The 19,164-nt window shown below is 67.1% G+C and carries 15 protein-coding genes, 1 tRNA gene and 3 pseudogenes; 14 read left to right on the top strand and 5 right to left on the bottom strand.

Features of this window, described 5'->3' with window-relative positions; all coding sequences use genetic code 11:
- Together F3T56_RS46745 and F3T56_RS43295 are read right to left on the bottom strand one after the other, a co-directional pair.
- Positions 1–649: neutral zinc metallopeptidase (locus tag F3T56_RS46745; protein ID WP_172639442.1), on the bottom strand; the 649-nt coding region annotated here is incomplete at its 3' end.
- 677 nt (positions 650–1,326) lie between these two features.
- Positions 1,327–1,821 (bottom strand): DUF3830 family protein, encoded by a 495-nt coding sequence (locus F3T56_RS43295; RefSeq protein WP_149830965.1) that lies wholly within the window; start codon positions 1,819–1,821, stop codon positions 1,327–1,329.
- A gap of 162 nt (positions 1,822–1,983) precedes the next feature.
- On the opposite strand from F3T56_RS43295, the gene ehuB reads away from it, so the two are divergent.
- The 6 genes from ehuB to F3T56_RS43265 all read left to right on the top strand — a co-directional run bounded on the left by ehuB (position 1,984) and on the right by F3T56_RS43265 (position 6,341).
- Positions 1,984–2,919: an ectoine/hydroxyectoine ABC transporter substrate-binding protein EhuB gene (gene ehuB, locus F3T56_RS43290; RefSeq protein ID WP_149830964.1), complete on the top strand. Its 936-nt coding sequence runs from the start codon at positions 1,984–1,986 to the stop codon at positions 2,917–2,919.
- Positions 2,916–3,704, top strand: coding sequence for an ectoine/hydroxyectoine ABC transporter permease subunit EhuC (gene ehuC / locus F3T56_RS43285; protein WP_149830963.1), 789 nt, complete (start codon positions 2,916–2,918; stop codon positions 3,702–3,704). Before ehuB ends, ehuC begins: the two co-directional genes overlap by 4 nt.
- Positions 3,701–4,351, top strand: coding sequence for an ectoine/hydroxyectoine ABC transporter permease subunit EhuD (gene ehuD, locus F3T56_RS43280; RefSeq protein ID WP_149830962.1), 651 nt, complete (start codon positions 3,701–3,703; stop codon positions 4,349–4,351). Before ehuC ends, ehuD begins: the two co-directional genes overlap by 4 nt.
- A 10-nt stretch (positions 4,352–4,361) precedes the next feature.
- Positions 4,362–5,156, top strand: coding sequence for an ectoine/hydroxyectoine ABC transporter ATP-binding protein EhuA (ehuA, locus tag F3T56_RS43275; RefSeq protein WP_149830966.1), 795 nt, complete (start codon positions 4,362–4,364; stop codon positions 5,154–5,156).
- Between the two features lie 214 nt (positions 5,157–5,370).
- Entirely contained in the window at positions 5,371–6,129 is a 759-nt protein-coding gene (locus F3T56_RS43270) for an IclR family transcriptional regulator (protein WP_149830961.1), read from the top strand.
- A 138-nt stretch (positions 6,130–6,267) separates the two neighbouring features.
- A tRNA-Lys gene (locus tag F3T56_RS43265) sits at positions 6,268–6,341 on the top strand.
- A 41-nt stretch (positions 6,342–6,382) separates the two neighbouring features.
- Here the strand turns inward: F3T56_RS43265 and F3T56_RS43260 are convergent.
- Both F3T56_RS43260 and F3T56_RS43255 read right to left on the bottom strand, forming a co-directional pair.
- Positions 6,383–7,036 (bottom strand): LuxR C-terminal-related transcriptional regulator, encoded by a 654-nt coding sequence (locus F3T56_RS43260; protein WP_149830960.1) that lies wholly within the window; start codon positions 7,034–7,036, stop codon positions 6,383–6,385.
- Positions 7,021–8,300: pseudogene (locus tag F3T56_RS43255) on the bottom strand (sensor histidine kinase). The gene F3T56_RS43260 and the pseudogene F3T56_RS43255 overlap by 16 nt, the downstream one beginning before the upstream one ends.
- 248 nt (positions 8,301–8,548) lie before the next feature.
- On the opposite strand from F3T56_RS43255, the gene F3T56_RS43250 reads away from it, so the two are divergent.
- From F3T56_RS43250 to F3T56_RS43220, 7 genes are all read left to right on the top strand, one after another.
- On the top strand, positions 8,549–8,791 hold the full coding sequence (locus tag F3T56_RS43250; RefSeq protein WP_149830959.1) for a hypothetical protein: 243 nt from the start codon (positions 8,549–8,551) through the stop codon (positions 8,789–8,791).
- Positions 8,763–9,287: a DUF6879 family protein gene (locus tag F3T56_RS43245; RefSeq protein WP_149830958.1), complete on the top strand. Its 525-nt coding sequence runs from the start codon at positions 8,763–8,765 to the stop codon at positions 9,285–9,287. The genes F3T56_RS43250 and F3T56_RS43245 overlap by 29 nt, the downstream gene beginning before the upstream one ends.
- A 15-nt stretch (positions 9,288–9,302) precedes the next feature.
- Positions 9,303–10,151 (top strand): helix-turn-helix domain-containing protein, encoded by an 849-nt coding sequence (locus F3T56_RS43240; protein WP_149830957.1) that lies wholly within the window; start codon positions 9,303–9,305, stop codon positions 10,149–10,151.
- An 807-nt stretch (positions 10,152–10,958) separates the two neighbouring features.
- The gene (locus F3T56_RS46740; RefSeq protein WP_172639441.1) at positions 10,959–11,096 is read left to right on the top strand and encodes a hypothetical protein; all 138 of its coding nucleotides are present in this window, start codon (positions 10,959–10,961) and stop codon (positions 11,094–11,096) included.
- Positions 11,097–11,217: 121 nt separating this feature from the next.
- Positions 11,218–12,276, top strand: coding sequence for a methyltransferase domain-containing protein (locus F3T56_RS43230; protein ID WP_342787061.1), 1,059 nt, complete (start codon positions 11,218–11,220; stop codon positions 12,274–12,276).
- 232 nt (positions 12,277–12,508) lie between these two features.
- A complete protein-coding gene (locus tag F3T56_RS43225; RefSeq protein WP_149830955.1) occupies positions 12,509–13,420 on the top strand; it encodes an alpha/beta hydrolase family protein in 912 nt (303 codons plus the stop codon).
- Positions 13,413–18,134, top strand: a complete 4,722-nt coding sequence (locus F3T56_RS43220; protein WP_172639440.1) for a caspase family protein — start codon at positions 13,413–13,415, stop codon at positions 18,132–18,134. The genes F3T56_RS43225 and F3T56_RS43220 overlap by 8 nt, the downstream gene beginning before the upstream one ends.
- A 17-nt stretch (positions 18,135–18,151) precedes the next feature.
- Here F3T56_RS43220 and F3T56_RS43215 read toward each other — a convergent pair.
- Positions 18,152–18,394 (bottom strand): annotated as a pseudogene (locus F3T56_RS43215) (hypothetical protein); the annotation flags it as partial.
- Positions 18,395–18,583: 189 nt separating this feature from the next.
- On the opposite strand from F3T56_RS43215, the pseudogene F3T56_RS43210 reads away from it, so the two are divergent.
- Positions 18,584–19,164 (top strand): annotated as a pseudogene (locus tag F3T56_RS43210) (IS200/IS605 family accessory protein TnpB-related protein); the annotation flags it as partial.

Genomic DNA, 19,164 nt, shown 5'->3' with positions numbered 1-19,164 from the left:
CGCGTCCCCCACCAGATCGCTCACACCCCATCAACGACCCAGAACCCAAACCGTTTCGGATCAATATGAACCCCTCGTAATAGGCGCTGTACGCCCAGGTTCCGGCGAAGCAGTCGGCTATCAGTTCCTTGTTCTTGTCTTTTTCCTTGAAATCAGGAACAGGCACACCATGCTCCTTGTACTGCTTGAGGATCTCGTCCTGTATGTGGTGACCGAATTCATGCGCGACCACCATCGCCGCCGCGAAGTCGCCTGTGCTCTTGGGCGCTCGACCCAAGAAGTCTCCCTCCCAAATCCTCGCGAAGGCGTTGACGGGCAAAACTATATCCCCTTCACCGGTCGAACAATAGTACGCGTTTTGGTTATCAGCGTCGATGGTGGCGCCCCCGCACTCTTCCGAGAGGGTGTAGGTAGGCTCCGCGTCTGTTCCCACGAGGTGATACGTGACGAACGGTTCCTCCAAGCCGGGCGTCTGCGCGAAATAATCCACCCAGACCTGATCGGCATTACGGGTCACGTCGGCGAGGAATTTGGGGACGTTGATCTCGCCGCCCGACTTAATGCTTCTCAAGGCTTCGTTCTTCTCCGCCTTGGGTAGCTCCTCCTCTTCCGGAGGAGGTGGGGTCGGTTGGCTGCGTATGTTGCTCATCGAGGCAGGCGAGAAGGAGGCCTCAAGGGGAGAGACTTCTGAGACGGGTGCGACACCTATTGCTGCACCAGCAATAGCGGACAGAAGGAGTCGACCTTTACGTTTCGTATTCATTGGAAACCACCGACTAGCTGCATTGCGACCAGGGTCGCCACCGCCCCGTAGCCTCGGCAAAGGCCCAGTCGCTCGCGCGAGGTACACGAAGATGGTCCGGGCCTGGCCAAGTAGGCGTAAACAGCGAACTGTACGCACGGGTGATGCGCCTGCATCTGCCGGGGAGGGATGAATCTCTGTCAGCGTGATTGACAACCTCAACCGTTCACTTTTTCTGCAGCGCCTGGAAAATGATTGCCAATCATCCGGCGGAGATAGCACTCCACGGACCTGCAGTCTTATGGAGATTCGGTGCGGCACCTCGAAACCGATGTCCGCGACTGTCAAACGCGACACCACAACGATACCGCCGGCCCGACGCTTATTCATCTTGAGGCAGAACACGGTCGTGCCCCTTGTCGTGCAACACCGCTGCTTTAGCTCGATCGTTCATGAGGGTCCATCAGCTTGCTGATGGACCCTCATGAACGATCGAGCTGATCTCCCTTATATGCGGGAGGGTTGGGCACCACCGGAACGTGCCATCGTGGCTGATCGCCGCCGCAGCGGAGCGGAGTCCGTGATCATGTCCGCCGGAACGTCAAGGTCTCCCCCAACGCCCCCGCCCGCCACAGGTCGTTGCAGGCCTCCGCCATCCCGGCCAGGCCCTCGACCACCTGGCCCCAGACGATGCCGGGTACCCAGCCCACGTCGCCGTTGAGGAGGAGGTTGTTGCGTTCGTAGAAGAGGGCGAGGTCGACGAGGGTGGTGCCGGGGTGGACGTCGCGGTCGTAGCCGTAGGAGCTGGTGGCGAGTTCCGTGCCGGCGAAGGAGAAGTAGCAGAGGTCGCCCGGGATGGGAGTGACGGTGGGGTTCTCCAGGGGTGGCTCGTGTTCGGCGAACGGCGGGAAGAGGGCGTAGATCTCGTTGCGGGCGTACTTGGCGTGGTAGACGTCGCCGCTGAGGGGGAGCGCCTCCCACACCGCCGAGCAGGTGACCGGCGCTCGGTCGTCGAGCAGTCGGGCCCTGCAGCGCACCCCGCGCCGGTCGAGCGCGACCTCGATATGCCGTTCCGCCACTGACACGCCTCCTCACATCCCGGAACGCCCCGGAACATCCCGGTGCCCTTGGGACCACCTGCCCCGTCACTCTTGTTTCAATCTGTCCCGTTCGCCGCGCCGCGCGTGAAGGAGCGGAAAAGAACCGGCATACCCGGGGGCAGCCCGGGTAGCCGCGCGCCCATGGCTCGAATGCGCGCAAACGACACAGGCAAACGACGAACGAGCAGATCCGCCCCCACCCGGCGCACCCTGCTCTCGGGCGCCGCCGCCCTGGTCACCACGGGTGCGGTGGTCGGCGCGAGCAGCGGGTGCAGCCGGGTGGCGACCGCGGACACCGGGGACGGTGGGCATCTGCTGGACCAGCTGCGCGCCCGGGGCACCGTGAAACTCGGCATCGCGGGCGAACAGCCGTACGGATATATAGGCACCGATGGCCAGATCACGGGCTCGGCGCCTGCCATCGCGACGCGGATCTTCCGCAGACTCGGCGTCGAGAACGTCGAACCGTTCCCGACCGAGTTCGGTTCGCTGATCTTCGGGCTGAGCTCGCTGCAGTTCGACGTCGTCGCCGCCGGCATGTACATCAACCCGGAGCGCTGCGAGCAGGTGCTGTTCGCGGACCCCGAGTACCAGATGAAGGACGCCTTCATCGTGCCGAAGGGGAATCCGAAGAAGCTGCGCACATACGAGGACATCGCGCGGACCGGGGCCCGGATGGCGACCGGCATCGGCTACGCGGAGATCGACTACGCCGAGGCGGCCGGGGTGAAGAAGATCGACACCCTGCCGGATCAGCTGGCCGGTCTCCTCGCCGTCGAACAGGGCCGCGTCGACGTCTTCGTGGGCACCGCCGTCACCGTACGGAATGTCGTCGCGCAGACGAAGAGCACGAAGGCTGAGGCGACCGACGAGGTCACCCCGTACCTCGACGGCAAGCCCGTCGTCGACGTCGGCGGCTTCGCGTTCCGGCTGCCCGAGCGCAACCTGCGGGACGCCTTCAACCGGGAGCTGCACAAGATGAAGCGCAGCGGCGAACTGCTCGACGTCATGCGGCCCTTCGGGTTCACCAAGGACCAGATGACGGACATCAAGGCCGAGGAGAAGTGCCGCTCATGAGCGACTTCAGCTTCAGTCAAGGTCTGTGGGAGCTGCTGCTCCGCGGTGTCTGGATCACCGTCCAGCTGACCGTCTACAGCGCCGCCCTCGGCGCGGTCGTCGCCTTCACCGTGGGGCTCGCCCGTACGCACCGGCTGTGGATCGTACGGTTCCTGTCGGGCGCGTACTTCGAGATCTTCCGCGGCACCTCCGCCCTGGTCCTGATGATCTGGGTGTTCTTCGTGGTGCCGCTCACCCTGGGCTGGCAGCTCGTCCCGATGTGGGCGGCCGTGCTCACCCTGGGCTGCACCTACGGCGCGTACGGCTCGGAGATCGTGCGGGGCGCCGTGGCCGCGGTGCCGGTGGCGCAGCGCGAGGCGGGGGTGGCGCTGAGCATGCCGCCCGCGATGCGGATGCGGAAGATCCTGCTGCCGCAGGCCTGGCCCGAGATGGTCCCGCCGTTCTGCAACCTGCTCATCGAGCTGCTGAAGGGCACCGCCCTGGTGTCCGTCCTCGGCGTCGCCGACATCACCTTCGCGGCCCAGCTGGTCCGCAACGCCACCGGGCAGAGCGCGCCGGTCTACACGGTGATCCTCGTCATGTACTTCGTCCTCGCCTTCGCCATCACCCGGGTGATGCGGCAGGTGGAACGCAGGGCCAAGGCCGGTGTCGGCCGGGCCCCGGCCAAGGGCACCCCCCAGGCCCGTAGGGCCGTCGCCGGCCGACCGCAGGACCTGGCCGGCGTCGCCCAGCGGTCCGCCGCCCCCGGCAGCCCCGGCCCGTCCACCTCCGGAGGTGCCTCGTGAATTTCGACTGGTCCAACCTGGGCGACTTCATGCCCGCCTTCTGGGACGGCGTACTGGTCACCCTGCAAGCCCTGCTCGGGGGCTCGCTGCTCGCCTTCTCGCTCGGTCTCGTCTGGGCCCTGGCCCAGCGGTCGTCGCTGAAGGTGGTGAGCTGGCCGGTCAAGGCGGTCGCGGAGTTCATCCGCAACACCCCGCTGCTCGTCCAGCTGTTCTTCCTCTTCTACGTACTGCCCGAGTGGGGCCTCACCCTCTCCGCGCTGGCCACCGGCATCCTCGGCCTCGGCCTGCACTACTCGACGTACACCGCCGAGGTGTACCGCGCCGGCATCGACGGCGTGCCCGCCGGCCAGTGGGAGGCGGCGACGGCGCTCAGCCTGCCGCGCTCACGCACCTGGATCGCGGTGATCCTGCCGCAGGCGCTGCGCCGGGTCGTGCCCGCGCTCGGCAACTACGTCATCGCGATGCTGAAGGACTCGCCGATGCTGATGACCATCGGCGTGCTGGAGATGCTCGGCGAAGCCCGCCAGTTCGGTTCGCAGACCTTCCAGATGAACGAGTCCATCGTGGCCGTCGGCATCGCCTTCATCGTCATCGCCTATCCCGCCTCTCTTCTCCTGCGAGCCCTGGAGCGTCGTCTTGTCCGCTGACACCCCGCTGATGAAGGAACCCGACGCCAACCCCGAGGGCGCCACTCCCACCGGCAGTACGACCGACCGTGCCGAGCTGATCCGCTTCACGGACGTGACCAAACGATTCGGCGGCACCACCATCCTCGACCGGCTCTGTTTCTCGGTCGACGCCGGCAAGCACGTCACCCTGATCGGCCCCTCCGGCTCCGGCAAGACCACGATCCTGCGGCTGCTGATGACCCTGACCAAGCCCGACGAAGGCACGATCACCGTCGGCGGGCAGCAGCTCTACCCGGCGAGCGAGAAGCAGTGCCGCGAGGTCCGCAAGAACATCGGGATGGTGTTCCAGCAGTTCAACCTGTTCCCCAACATGAAGGTGCTGCGCAACCTCACCGAGGCCCCCGTCAACGTCCTCGGCCTCAGCAAGGACGAGGCCGAGCAGCGGGCCCGCGAACTGCTGGACCTGGTGGGCCTCGCCGACAAGTGCGACGCCTACCCGACCCAGCTCTCCGGCGGTCAGCAGCAGCGGGTGGCCATCGCCCGCGCCCTGGCGATGCGCCCACAGGTGCTGCTCCTCGACGAGGTGACGTCCGCGCTCGACCCCGAGCTGGTCGCGGGCGTGCTCGACCTGCTCAGGGACATCGCCCGCACCACCGACATCACGATGCTCTGTGTGACCCACGAGATGAATTTCGCCCGTGACATCTCTGACCAGGTTCTTATGTTCGATTCTGGCCAGGTCATCGAGTCGGGCAGCCCAGAAAAGATCTTCGGCGATCCGACACACGAACGAACCCGGGAGTTCCTCGGCGCAGTCCTCTGATTACCCCGAGTGAACGCGCGAACGCGTGGGAACGTCCGAGGTCCGCCCGCCGAGCCATGACTGTGGCATATGCCAGAGTGCTGGTCCGGCAGCTGAGAGGCCCGGAGCCGCACGGAAAATCTCGCGAACAACCCCTGCGCGTAAGCCTCTTGGGCCGTATCGTGGGACACGGCAAGCTGTCCGAAAAACGGCCCAAGAAGCGCAGGGGGAAACCGTGGCGCTCAAGCACGAGCCGACCGCGCCGTACCACTCGGCCCAGGACGCCCTCCGCGTCCTGGAGACGGTGGCGCGGCACGCAGGTGGCGTCACCGACGCCGAGATCGCCCGTCGCACCGGCCTCGGCAGCGAGCGGTTGACCGCGCTCCTGCGGATGCTGCGCCGCGAGGGGTACGTCGAGCAGACCACCGACGGCGCCTACGTCACCGGGATCACGCTCGCCAGGCTGGGCTCCGCACAGGGCCATGACCAGGCCCTTCGCGAGCAGCTCCAGCGCACCCTCGACGGACTGCGCGACTCCGTGGGCGCCGCCGTCTACGTCACCCGTTACCTGGACGGCGAGATCCAGGTCACCGGCTGGGCCGACAGCCCGGCCATGCCCGCGGTCCACGAATGGGTCGACTTCCGCTCCTCCGCCCACGCCACCGCGTTCGGCAAGGGCCTGCTGGGCCAGCTCGACCTCAACGCCCGCCGCGACCACCTCGCCCGCCACCGGCCCGCCCGGCTCACCTCCCACACGATCACCAACGAGAAAGTACTGCTCAGCAACCTCGCCGCCCAGTCGCCCACGGTCCCGGTCCTCGACCTCCAGGAGTACGCGCCGGGCACGGTCTGCGCGGCCGTCCCCCTCACCGCGGGCTCCTCCGTCGGCTGCCTGGCCCTGTCACTCCCGCTGTCCGACGCGCACCGGCTGCGCCAGGCCGCGAACACGCTGAACCGGGGGGCCGCCCCGGTCCTGCTGTCCTTGGCGATCTAGGCCGTGTTTTAGGTCGGGGTTTAGACCCTCTCCGCTGGCTGGAGATCCACGTCACGTTTAGTCGGTCGAAGGCACCCCTACGGACCAGGTAGTATTTTCTCTGTCGCCAGCCGCGAAAGCAGCAGAGCGACAGAGTCTGCGCCGCTAGCTCAGTTGGTTAGAGCAGCTGACTCTTAATCAGCGGGTCCGGGGTTCGAGTCCCTGGCGGCGCACAGAAGAGAAGGTCCTCCGCTCCGGCGGGGGACCTTCTTCGTTACCCCCGCAGGTATGCAAGCACCGCCAGCACCCTCCGATGCGTGTCCTCCGCCGGAGGCAGATCCAGCTTTCCCAGGATGTTGCCGATGTGCTTGCCGACCGCCGCCTCGGTGACGACCAGGGCGCGGGCGATCGCGGCGTTCGACTTGCCCTCGGCGACCAGGCCGAGCACCTCCCGCTCGCGCGGCGTCAGCGCGGCGAGCGGATCGCGGCGGCGGCGCAGCAGCTGTCGTACGACCTCGGGGTCGACGACCGTGCCGCCGGCCGCGACCCGGTCCACGGCCTCGGCGAACTGTTCGACCTGGCCGATGCGGTCCTTGAGGAGATAGCCGACGCCGGTGCCGTCGCCGGTGTCCAACAGCTCGGCGGCGTAGGCGCGTTGGACGTACTGGCTGAGGACGAGGACGGGCAGCGAAGGGTTCGCGGCGCGCAGGTCGAGGGCCGCGCGCAGGCCTTCGTCCGTCTGGCCCGGCGGCATGCGTACGTCGGTGACGACCAGGTCGGGGCCGTACGACGTCACGGCCCGCTTGAGGGACTCCGCGTCGCCGACCGCCGCGGCCACCTCGTGGCCGAAACGGGCCAGTACGCCGACGAGTCCCTCGCGGAGCAGCACGCTGTCCTCGGCGAGCACGATCTTCAGCGTTCGTGGCACGGGATCTCCAGGGACAGGACGGTCGGGCCGCCGGCCGGGCTGTGGACGGACAGTGTGCCATCGAGCACGGCGAGTCGGTCGGCGAGCCCGGTGAGGCCGGTACCGAGGGCGGGGTCCGCCCCACCCTCCCCGTCGTCCCGCACCTCCACCCGCAGCCGTCCGCCCTCGTACCGGCCGGTGATCCACGCCCGCTCGGCCCCGCTGTGCCTGGCGATGTTGGCGAGCGACTCCCGGACCGCGAAGTACGCGGCGGACTCCACGGACTCGGTGAACCGCGGGAGGTCCACGTCCACGTCGACCGACACGGGTACGGCGGAACGGTCGGCCGCGTCGGCGAGGGCGTCCGGGAGGCCGTAGTCGGCGAGGACCTGGGGGTGGATGCCGTGGATCAACTCCCGCAGCTCGCCGAGGACTTGGTCGGCCTCCTGGTGGGCGGCGGCGAGCCGGTCGGCCAGTTCGGGCGGGGCATCGAGACGGGCCAGGCCCAGGGCCATGCTCAGGGAGACGAGGCGCTGCTGGGCCCCGTCGTGCAGATCACATTCGATACTCCCCCACTCTCGGCTTCGCTCGAGCGGGGGGACCCCCATCGCTCGGCCTCGAACGCGGCCACCAGCCGGGCCCGCGACCGCGTCACCTCCGCCAGCCGCCGCTCCGCCTCGGCCTCGCCCGGCGCGAGCAGCAGCCGGGCGAGGGCGGCGCGGGCCCGGGAGTACCGGGTCAACGGCCACAGGAGCGCGAGGAGGAGGACGACACCGGCGGCCGTGCAGAGGAGGGCCTGGCCGTAGGTGTCGATCAGCCAGAGCTTGGCGATCCGCGCGTCCCCGCTGGAGCTGCTGGTCGTGGCCAGCTGCACGGGCGCCCCGATCATCGCTGCGGGCATGCCAAGCGCCCCGAACAGCACGAGCACGTCAAGGGGCCAGAGCGCGAACCCGAGCAGAACCGTGTACGCCAGCTCCCGCCAGGTCGCCCGCTCGGTGAACCGCAGCCGGGCCCAGGCGGCGAGACCGGGTTCGGCCGGGGTGGCGTGCGGGTCGGGCGGCGAGGGGGTACGGGTGAGCGCGAGCCGCCGCCGTTCCAGGGCGCCGACGGGTACGCCGGACAGCGCGGCCAGGGCGAGCAGCGGCAGGCCCACGAGGATCGGGGCCAGGGCGAGGCCCAGGGTGCCCAGGACCAGGAGCACCACGAGCAGCGGGGCGCCGACCAGCACACCGCTCAGCAGGTAGGCCACCGCGCGCGGCACGTCCCGTACGACGGTTCGGATCATGGGGTCACGGCAGGTGGGGGCACCGGGCAACGGCCATATGCGCAGGGGGCGTTCCCCGGGTATGCCTGGCCCTACCTTGGAACACGCTTTTGCAGGCGGTTGGGGAGGCTCGTGGTGCAATTCCCTGAGAGCGACTGTCAGTCTCTCGGTCAGCCATGGCTAAAACCACACCCTTGACGCATCTGCGCGCGCGTCGGGAGGGTCCATGCGTAGAAGTCCTTGCAATCCGCATAGCCCGGGAGGCTGCTGTGTCGCTACGGTTCATCGCCAAGGACCCGAACACGGACGGGGCGAACTGCCCCCCGGTGTGGATCGACGAGGAGAAGCAAGAGATCGTGATGCAGGGTTGGACGGTGGACGAGGCGACGCGCGCCGAGTGCCTGAAGACCGGCTCGATCCCCGGCAGTGAGGCCGTCGTCCGGCTGCCTATGCGTATGGTCGCCGCCATCAGGGAGGCTTGTGATGCCGCAGACGGCGCCACCGTTCAGTGAGCTGCTGGCGAACTGCCGGCGGTCCGCCGTGCATCTTGAGATGCGCGACTCTTACGACGACCCGGACGAGGCTCCGCGCGTAGCGGCGTGGAAAGCAGGGCATCGGCCCGACCCGAACCACCGCGCTTCCTGGTGGCGTCCGTGGCTCGACATGGTGTCGGACGCCGTCTCCCGTGGTGTGGTCATCCGCCGGGCCCGGATCGTCTCGGAGCCCGTGAGCGAGTACACGCGGTACCTCTACGACGGCACGTTCACCAACATCGCAGCCGGTGAGCAGATCCGTTGGCTTCCCCGCCGGAGTGCATCTGATCTTGCGCTGCCGGGAAATGACTTCTGGTGCTTCGATGACCGGCTGGTGAGGTTCGGCTACTTCTCGGGCGAGGGTGTCTACCTCGGAGACGAGGTAGACGACCGCACCGACGTGGTCAAGCTCTGTGCCTCGGCGTTCGAAGCCGTCTGGGAGCGAGCCACCCCACACGACCGCTACAGGATCTGAAACCTCACAGCATCAATGGCCCGTTCACCTTCATCCAGCGTCCAGGCGGCCCGTGAGGCGCTCGCAGCACGTCTTCGGGAGATCCGCCTGGACGCTGGCCTTACGGCCCGCGAGGTGGCGATAGCGGCTGGCTGGCACCCCTCCAAGGCGAGCCGCCTGGAGAACGCTGTCACGCCTCCGTCCGATGCCGATGTCCGCACTTGGTGCCGCCTCTGTGGAGCCGATGACCACGCAGCCGACTTGATCGCTGCGTCTCGCTCTGCCGAGTCCATGTATGTCGACTGGCGGCGGCTTCAGCGCACGGGTCTCCGTCGGCTGCAGGAGTCCTACGTACCTCTCTTCGAGCGGACGCGCAATTTCCGGATCTACTGTTCCAACGTGGTGCCTGGTCTGCTCCAGACCCCTGCGTACGCCACGGCGTTGCTCTCTCAGATCACGGACTTCCGGCAGACGCCCAACGACGTCACGGAAGCCGTCGCGGCCCGCATGGACCGTGCGCGGGTACTGCGTGAGGGTGATCACCGCTTCGCGATCCTCGTTGAGGAAGCCGTCTTGCGGCACCGAATCGGTGACGCGGAAGTCATGGCCGGGCAACTCGGCCATCTGCTCTCGATCATGTCCCTCCCGGCAGTCTCCCTGGGAGTCGTGCCGTTCACTGCCACGCGTTCCATGTGGCCGTTGGAGACGTTCAGCGTCTACGACGGCGAACAAGCTCAGGTCGAGCTACTGACGGCCGCTGTGAACGTCACCGCTCCCTCGGAGATCGAGCAGTACGCGAGAGCCTTCGACCGGCTGTCTCAGGTGACCGTCTACGGGGCCCCTGCACGGGCTCTGATCACTCAGGCGATCGAAGCCCTCGGCTAACTCGCGTGCAATTTCGTAGAACTTCGTGGAACCGCCACATGGCCCGTTCCTAGCGTGGTTGTCCCAACCGAACGAGGGGCGAGTGACATGCCGAGTGATGCACGGGCCCGACTGGCCAAAGCAATCGCAGAGCACGGGGACGCCGGGCGGCTGATCTTGTTCAAGGACCCGTTGGACCCCGGCGGTTTCAGCGCGGAAGGTGCGGATTTGGCTCCGCACTCAGCTTTGACCGTCCCGACGGACGGCCGTCCATCACTGACTGATCGCCTCCGGGAGGTCAACGCCCGGAGCCGGGGCGGCTTGCTGTGACACAACCGACAGCTGCCTCGCAGTGACCCGTGGCTCTGTGCCGGAGACGTACAGCAATCACGAACGCCGCCACCCCGCTGCCGCCCCGACCTACTGCCGGCTTTGCGCTGGACTCCGGGCCATCTGGTGCGACAACTGTTGCGGCTTCGGAGGTTGTCACCGTTGTGGGTGGTCAGAGAAGCGCCCGTGTCCTGCGTGCGTCAACGGCGGCGCTGAGCCGATCCATTGGTGAGAGTTCCCCCAGCCTCGGACGAGGAGCGACAGCATGAGCACAGCCGCGACACCCCCCGCACCGCCCAACCCCGACCCGGTCCCGCCGGGCGGGCACGTAGCCAAAAGAGCGCATCGACCGCGCACCCCTGGACTCTGCCTCTGCCAGGCGTGACCTGACTCGCGTTCCCTCCACACGTCCGGGAGTCCCCGGCGGAGGTGGGCAAGCCCCCGTGCCGCAGACAGCGGAACGACTCAACAACACAATCGAAGCAGGAGACAACGAGCATGAGTGTGTGGTGGCAGACCATGGCGACTGGCGGTAATCCCCAGGACGACAGCGACAGCGGCAACAAGCATGGGGGCGGCGGCTCCGACGAGGGCGGCAACACGAACGACGGTCAGGGCCCGGCGGACGGCCGCTGAACGTGACTACGCACAGTACGGATGGGGCGGGCCCGGATGGGCTCGCCTCTGCGCTCATGGAAAAGGGCGCACTAAAAAGTGATTGGTTGCCCGCCTATAAGGCGGTGCCCCGGCATCTTTTGTGCCCGACGTGATCTGGCCCGGCCGCGCTGGCATGAATAGACAGGATGACCGAGTAATCCGCAGCGAGGACCCCGAGACGTGGCGGGCGGCCTTTTACCGTGACGCGCCGATCACGACCCAATGGGATGATGGGACGTACACCGGGCCCGGAAAGGGCAAGATCCCGTCAAGCTCCAACTCAATGCCGACCATGGTGTTCTCAATGCTTGACGCGTTGAACGTTCAGCAAGGTCACCGGGTATTGGAGATCGGTACGGGTAGTGGATGGAATGCGGCTCTGCTGTCTCACCGGGTCGGTTCTGAGAACGTGGTAACGGTTGAAGTGGACGGGGCCAGCGCGCGAGATGCACGTAAGCGTCTCAATGACGCTGGATTCGATCCGGTCTCGATCATTGGAGACGGGGCCAAGGGATACGCCGACGCGGCCCCGTACGACCGTCTGATTGCGACAGCCTCCGTCGGCAGCATTCCCCGGCAGTGGATCGCTCAGACGAAACCGGGCGGGATCATTGTTGCTCCCTGGGGGCCGGCTTACGGCGGCGAAGCCGTGGTGCGGCTGACCGTGGCCGGAGACGGTACAGCATCCGGCTGGTTCGTGGGTTCCTCGGCGTTCATGCGGCTACGCGCTCAGCGCGTGCAGCGCACTCCCGTTCGCGAATATCTCGGCGGTCGAAAGTGGCCGGCGGACGGAATCCGCAGCATGACGAACCTGTCCCCAGACGCTGTGGGGGATTGGCACATCATGTTCGCTGTCGGAGCGCAGGTTCCTGAAGCGTTCCCTTGGATGGAGCCGTACGACGACGGCTCTTACACGCTGTGGCTCCGGGACACGGCCGTAACGTCATGGGCCACAACGGACTATGAGCAAGACCGCGAGGAGTTCGAGGTCTACCAGTCCGGTCCTCGACGGCTCTGGGATGAAGTGGAGACCGCCTATCAATGGTGGGACGCTCAAGGGCGCCCCAGATTCGACCGGTTCGGCCTCACGGTCACCGGTGAGGGCGAGACCATTTGGCTGGACGCCCCAGGGAATCCAGTGCCTCGAGTCTCCGGATGAACGAAAAGGTCAGGGGCACCCGGTCGGATGCCCCTGACCTTCGAGTCGGTCCGCCCGTAGCCCGGTGAACATCTCGATCCGCACCGGCTCGGCCCTCACCCCCACTCAAGGGAGATGCCAGCCTACGGACTTCTGGAACACGCTTTACTCCTGTGGCAGCGCAGCTCCTCGGACACCGAGCTCCCGTGACGTCGTAGCGCTAGTCTGGTGCGAGTGGTCCGGGGGAGGAACGTTGACAAAGGTCGTCTTCGTACACGGTGTCGGCAAGCAGTACCTCAGCGAAGACTCGCTGGCCAGGGATGTCGTCCCGGAGCTGCGGGGCGGCGTACGGCTCACCGGCGCACCGGTCCCCGACGCCGCTGATATCGAAGTGGCCTTCTACGGGGACTTGTTCAGGCCGAAGGGCACGCGCAGTGCCCAGGAACTCCCCTATGACGCCACCGACGTGGAGAGCGACGACGAGTTCCAGCTCCTCATGGAGTGGTGGGAGGAAGCCGCCCGTACGGATCCAACGGTCCCCGGCCCGACCGCTCAGGGAACGCGCGGCCGTGTGGGATGGGCAGCGTCCCGCGCGCTGCGACTGACGGCGGTCCGCTCCGCCCTGGACGCCCTCACCGGCGCGGCCTATCTGCGTGGCGTCATCGACCGTGTCCTGATCAGCGACCTGAAGCAGTTGGTCGGCTACTTCACCGACGAGGACATACGCGCCGAGGCACGGGCGCGTGTCGCGGCCCGCATCACCCCCGAGACCCGTGTAGTCGTGGCGCACTCGCTGGGGTCCGTGGTGGCGTACGAAACGCTGTGCGACAAGGAGTACAACGCCGACTGGGACGTCCACATGCTGGTGACGCTTGGATCGCCCCTCGGTATGCGGGCCGTCGTTCTGGACCGGCTGTGCCCGCGACCCGACGGGCGCCGGGCCCAGTGGCCCGAACGGCTCCGGGAGTGGACCAACGTGGCGGACTCTACGGACATCGTCGCCGTCGTACGAGATCTCAGTCCCGCCTTCGGTGACGCCGTGAACGACATCCTGGTGCACAACGGTAGCCACATGCACGACTCCACCCGCTATCTCACCGCGGTCGAAACAGGGCACGCGATCGCCACGGGGCTCGGCGGTCTCCCGGTGGCACCGGGTGTCTGAGCAACAGGCCGGGGGACGACGGTATCTGATCGCTGCCGGCACGCGGCGTTACGCGGAGTTCGATGAGCTGCCCGAGGCCCACACCGACGTCGAGCGGATCGTTTCGCTGTTCGAGACGATGGGATACGAGAGAGTACTCGGCGAGGTGTCCCGCGACCCCGGAGCGGAACAGTTCGAGAACGCCGTGGCCGACTGGTGCGCAGACACCGAACTGGCCTCCGAGGACGTACTCGTCCTGTACTACGCAGGGCACGGAGACCGCCCCGCCGCCGGGGGCTATCGGCTTGCCTGTCCCCTCAGCACGGCGCAACGGCCGCGCTCCTGGCTCTCCCTGGAGAACCTCGCGGCCACTGTCTCCGATTCGGCCCTGCGGAACGTGCTGTTCATCATCGACGCCTGCCATGCGAGCGCAGGGGCCACGCAGATCGGTGCCGTGGCCGACTCCTTCACCGCGATCAGGCCGCGCCGCGACACCATCGGCTCCGGCACTTGGGTCATGGCGTCGGCACGCCATCGGGACCTCGCCGACGACGGCGCGTTCACCGTCGAGTTGGAACGGGCCGTCTCGATGGGTGACGGACCGTCACAGCGCTACCTGTCGCCCGCTGGGCTGGCCGATCGTGTCACGCGCGCCTTCGAGCGCAGTGGCCGTCAGCAACACGCCGTCTGCTCGGTCACGGACCAGGCCGCCCAGCCGCCCTTCTTCCCCAACCCCCACTACGAGCCCGGTGCCGAAGTAGGCGGCTCCGACCACAGCGGCGAAGCCACAGACTTCACCTCCCACTTCGCCCCTCGTGGCCGCGGTGTCGAGTACATCCACGACCCCGGTTCGTACTTCACCGGCCGCAAACGTGCCCTGGACGTACTGCGCGGACACCTGAACGGCCCCGGCGGGAACGGCCCGGTCGTCGTCACCGCGGCCCCGGGTTCCGGGAAGTCGGCCGTGCTGGGGCGGCTGGTGCTCGACGGGAACGGAACGGAAGCGGGCTACCGGATCGACGTCTCGATCAACGCCCGGCACCAGACCATGGACGAGCTGGTGGCCCGACTGGCTACCGCCGCCGACGTGACGGCAGCCAGTCCCAGCTCGCTGCTGTCGGCGCTGGCTGACCGGACTGCGGCGTTCCATGTCGTGATCGACTCTTTGGACGAGGCGGGACCGGCCGGCGACAAGGCGGAGGCTCGACGGATCGCCTGGGACCTTCTACGCCATCTCGCCACCGTGCCGTGCGTACGCTTGGTCATCGGGGCCCGTCGTGAGCTGCTCCTCCATCTGGGCGACCGGGTACCCGTGGTCGACCTGGACAGCGTCGAGTACAGCGAGGACACGAGCACCGCCGAGTACATCGAACGCATCTTGACCGACGTCGGCTCCCCCTACGAACGCCACCACCCCACAGCACGGGTGATCGCCGAAGGTGTGGCACAGCGCGCCGACAAGTGCTTCCTGGTCGCCCGAATGACCGCCAGCGCGCTTCGTCGCGGTGAGCCGATCGACATCACCGTGCCCGGATGGGCACGGCAACTGCCTTCCGACGCGGGCGGAGCGTTCGAGGCGTATCTGTCACGTCTGCCGAACGACCGCCGGGTGACGGCCATCCCGCTGCTGACCACGCTGGCCTTCGGGGAAGGCCACGGCGTGCCCCGTACCGGAGTGTGGACCCGTGTGGCGTCCCGAATCTCCGGCACCACGCTCGCCGAGTCCGATGTCGACGCGCTGCTGGAGGAGGACAGCTCGTACCTCACCGCTGTGGACGTCGACGGGCGAAAGTATTTTCGGCTCTACCACCAGGAGTTGGCGGACCATCTCAAGACGCGGGCATTGCGATACCGCGATCTCAGGGACGTCCAGGAGTGTTTCGTCGGCACACTGCTGGAGCTGGTTCCCAAGGCACGGGGTACCGACGAGCGCGACTGGCCGCGGGCCCATCCGTACATCCGCGACCATCTGGCCACGCACGCCGCAGCGGCAGGTCTGATCGACGATCTGGTCGAGGATCCCGCGTTCGTACTCACAGCAGCCGCTCCGGGGTTGGTGCCGGCCGTGCAGCACGCGAAACGCAACACTGTCCTAGCCATGGTGGTCGAGCGGTGCGCGGAAATGCTGGTCGGCCGGAACGACCCCGGCCTGGACCGCGCCGCCGAACTGGCCTTCGTGGCACGAGCCCATGGCGCGATGGAATTTGCACGCCGAGCAACCAAACTGTCCGGGAGCGTCGAGCGCCTGTGGATCGAGCCACGCCAGGTGACGGCCCACAGGATCGTGGGACGGCACTCCGAAAGCACGTACTCGACCACATCTGTCAAGTACGGGTGGGTGATCCGGGATGTGGTCACCCCTCAGGGTCGTCATGTGATCGTGGCGCTCTCCCGGAGCGCGACGCATGTGCATTTCTGGCCGCTTGACGACCCGTCCCAGGCCACAGTGCTGCCACACTCCCATGCTGTGCGCGACCTGGCCGTGCTGACCGACGCCGAGGGGCGCGCCCTTGCCATAACTCTCGACGACGTCGGAGAGTTGCGCGTCTGGAATCTGTCCGACCTGTCGCTCCTACATCGGCATCCGGACACCGGATGCTCATGGCTCGGAGACCAAGAGCTCCTCAGTGACGGATCGCCCGTCGTCGTCGGGTGGGGCAAGGAGCAGGTGGTCGTGATCAACCCCCTGAGCGGGGAGGTTCGGCTCACGGTGTACTGCGCCTCGGAAGACAGGTCACCATGGCGAAATGGTCCGAGCGCCCGGTTTGTTCGTTGCGGTGGACCTGACATCTGGCTGACGATCTGCGACAAAGCGGCAGGAACACTCACGTTGCACCCGCTGGAAAATCAGGTGGGTGGCGGCATGTTGTTGGACGCACTGCACAAGCCGTCCCTGCAGTCGAAGGCAGAGGAGCCGGACGGAACCACGGTCGTCGCGTTGCGGGAGCCAGGAGATGTCAATAAGGATCGACCCTCCCGCTTGACGCTGATCAACGTGGTGTCGAAACAGACCACGGTCTCGGAGGAGAGTTCCCTGCACTCACAACGCTCGGGCGACTTCGTGACAGTCGAGGGTAGCCGGGCAACTTATGTGGCCGCCGATCGCCGCTCGCAGAAGACACTGCAAATGGGCACGGACCCGTGCGAGCGGCCTCTGCGGATTTGGCCCGACAACTTCACTGTCGCGCCTTTCGCGCACGATGGACGGCCCCACGCCATCGTGGCAGGGACTTACGGCGGCGTCCGCGTCCTGGACTGCACAACCGGCCGTACCGTCGGCAGCCCGCTTCGGGGGCACGAGAGTGCCGTCTGCGCAGTCCATCTCCTGAGCACCTCCACCGCCGACGCACTCGACATCCTGGCCGTGGGCAACGACGGGACCGCCCGTCTGTGGCACTGGGCCTACACGGACTCCAGTTCGGTGGACGAACAAGACAATGAAGCCGGCGTGGACGAGTTCGCCGTGGCGCACACGGAACTGGTACGTGGGTGGCCGACGCTCCCGACCGAGGTGATCGCAAGCTCTTGGAGGGGCATCCGCCGTCTTGACGCACGAATGCTCGACCAACCTGACGGCGAGGATCCACCCATCAGCTCCGTCCATGTACTGGATACCTCTCCGATCATGGACGAGCACTGCGCCGAGGAACCTGCTACTGGGGTCCTGAACGTGTTGGCCAAAGAGGAAGAGCACGGCGCACGCTTCAATAAGTTGACGTCTGCTAAGTTCTCCTGGCTCCGCCTACACCGAGACGGGAGAATCGACACTTTCGCTCCCGCAGAACTGTTCCAGGTTCCGTGGGCCACCGAGGCACATGTGCTGCCACCGTCCGGCAATCGCCCCCGCACCAGCGTGGTCGCCTACGACCCCACGAGCGCGTCCATCGTCCTGCTGCCCTCGCAGCAAGAGCCTGCCGACACCATGAGGGCACCCTGGCCTGTCGAGGGGACCGACGCCGTCTACTCCACGGCATACACGTCCCGCCCCGGGCAGGCGATCCTCTTCACAGTCGTCAGGCAGGCGACACGAGGCGACACGACGGTGAAGGGCACCTATCTCACCAGACACACCGAGGACCCGGGAGGTCCCACTCTCGGCTACTTCTGGGACCTCGAGGCCAAGCGGCAGCTTCGCGCCGAACCGCTCGAGCTGCCCCCGGACATCAATGTTCTATCTCCCTGCCACACACCACGCGGCGCCTCCCTAGTCGCCCTGGCAAGCCACCGCGGATCGGCAGTCGTCCTCGACGTGGAAACCGAACAGCAGCACGTCGTCCGTGGCGAGCGGGTCGACATTCCCTACCGTGACCACAGGTTCCGTCAACTGGCCCATGGGCATGGTTACTTCATCAGATGGGCCACCACGCGTGCGGGCGACCCGGTTCTCCTATATATGGATCCCGTTGGGGAGGACGACAACGCGTACTCCCCAGTGGCCGTCTGGAACTCCACGGAACCGGACTCGACACAGCAGCTTCCTGTTCACGCATCGCGCCTCCTGTGGACCGGCCACGCCCTCAATGGCGAGGCTCTGGTGGCGGTGAGCGACAGGCACGGAGTGGCGTTGTGCCACCTACCCAGCTGCCAGAAGGTCTGGGGCATCCCCGTACCGGCCCTGGTGACCTCTCTGGTGGTACTGCCGAACTTCGACATGGCGATCGGAACCCAGCAGGGGGTGGTACTGCTGAGGCCTCGTCTTCCCTCAACCTGGCGCCACTTGGCCGACCACGCCTAAGGGCCTGGGCGTACAGATCAGCTCGCGGACGCAGGGTCGTTCGCCGAGCTTCCGGCGAACAGCCAAGGCCTTCCCTGCCTTCGGTACCGGTTCTCCAACGTCTCGACGTCCGCCCCGCTCAAAAGCCGATACGTGGACTCCCCCAGCGGTCGCCACCACGCCGGGTCAGGGCAGCGGAAGCCCTCGCGGCGGAGGGTGGCGCGCTGGATCTTGTTGGTGGCGGTGACCGGCATGGACGGCACGACCCGTACGAAGCGGGGGGTGGTGAGCAGGTGGCAATCAAGGACACACGAGCGTGTTCTGGTGTGCAGGAGTGAGTCTCCGGCCGGCGGCAGGAGGACTCCCGGGGGAAGGGAACGGAAGTTCTTGCATCGAATGCGTGACCTTTTCCGGTGGTGGTCGTTGGGTGTGGTGACGGATGTCTGCGGCACCGGGTGGGAGGTGACGGGATGGGTGGGCTGCGGGAGTTGGCGGCGCCTTTCGTGGTGCCTGGCCCGTCCGGGGTGGCGATCCGTACCCGGCTCAAGGGTCTGACCGCCGGGGACGAGAAGGTCCTGTGCCTGGTCGGGGACCACCTTGGCTCGCTGGCTTCCCGTGATCTGAAGGCGCGGTGCGCGGCCGGGCTGGAGCACGATGCCGAGGCGTGGGCGCAGCGCAAGCGCGCCCTCACGCAGGAGTCCTCCTCCCGCTGGGCCAAGTCGGTCACGAAGGCCACCCATGATCAGTGGGCGCTGGCCCGGCGCGGCCAGCTCGCGTACATCCAGAGCCTTCAGGCCGGGATCGAGACGATCGAGCACCGGCTGTCCGTGCCGGTGGGTGAGAAAGGCACCAAGCAGTCGCCCGGCGGCTACCGCAGCAGGCAGGAGTGGTTCGCCAAGTCCCGCCGCCTGCGCCTGCTTGAAGACCGGCTTCAGGTGGTGCGGGCGGACCGTGAGGCGGGGGTCGTGCGCGTGGTGCGGGGTGGGAAGCGGCTGCTGAACACCCGCCACCACCTGGAGCAGGCGCAGCTGTCCGAGGAGCAGTGGCGGGC

The sequence above is a fragment of the Streptomyces tailanensis genome, assembly GCF_008386495.1.
GTDB classification, from domain to species: Bacteria; Actinomycetota; Actinomycetes; order Streptomycetales; family Streptomycetaceae; genus Streptomyces; species Streptomyces tailanensis.
The sequence above is the reverse complement of the archived record's forward strand: the minus strand, read 5'-3'. Positions and strand labels throughout refer to the sequence as shown.

Bases quoted from the DNA above. Each gene is read 5' to 3' on its own strand.
- ehuC (WP_149830963.1), top strand. From the start codon at position 2,916: ATGAGCGACTTCAGCTTCAGTCAAGGTCTGTGGGAGCTGCTGCTCCGC.
- ehuA (WP_149830966.1), top strand. From the start codon at position 4,362: ATGAAGGAACCCGACGCCAACCCCGAGGGCGCCACTCCCACCGGCAGT.
- F3T56_RS43245 (WP_149830958.1), top strand. From the start codon at position 8,763: ATGCCGCAGACGGCGCCACCGTTCAGTGAGCTGCTGGCGAACTGCCGG.
- ehuB (WP_149830964.1), top strand. From the start codon at position 1,984: ATGGCTCGAATGCGCGCAAACGACACAGGCAAACGACGAACGAGCAGA.
- F3T56_RS46740 (WP_172639441.1), top strand. From the start codon at position 10,959: ATGAGTGTGTGGTGGCAGACCATGGCGACTGGCGGTAATCCCCAGGAC.
- F3T56_RS43240 (WP_149830957.1), top strand. From the start codon at position 9,303: ATGGCCCGTTCACCTTCATCCAGCGTCCAGGCGGCCCGTGAGGCGCTC.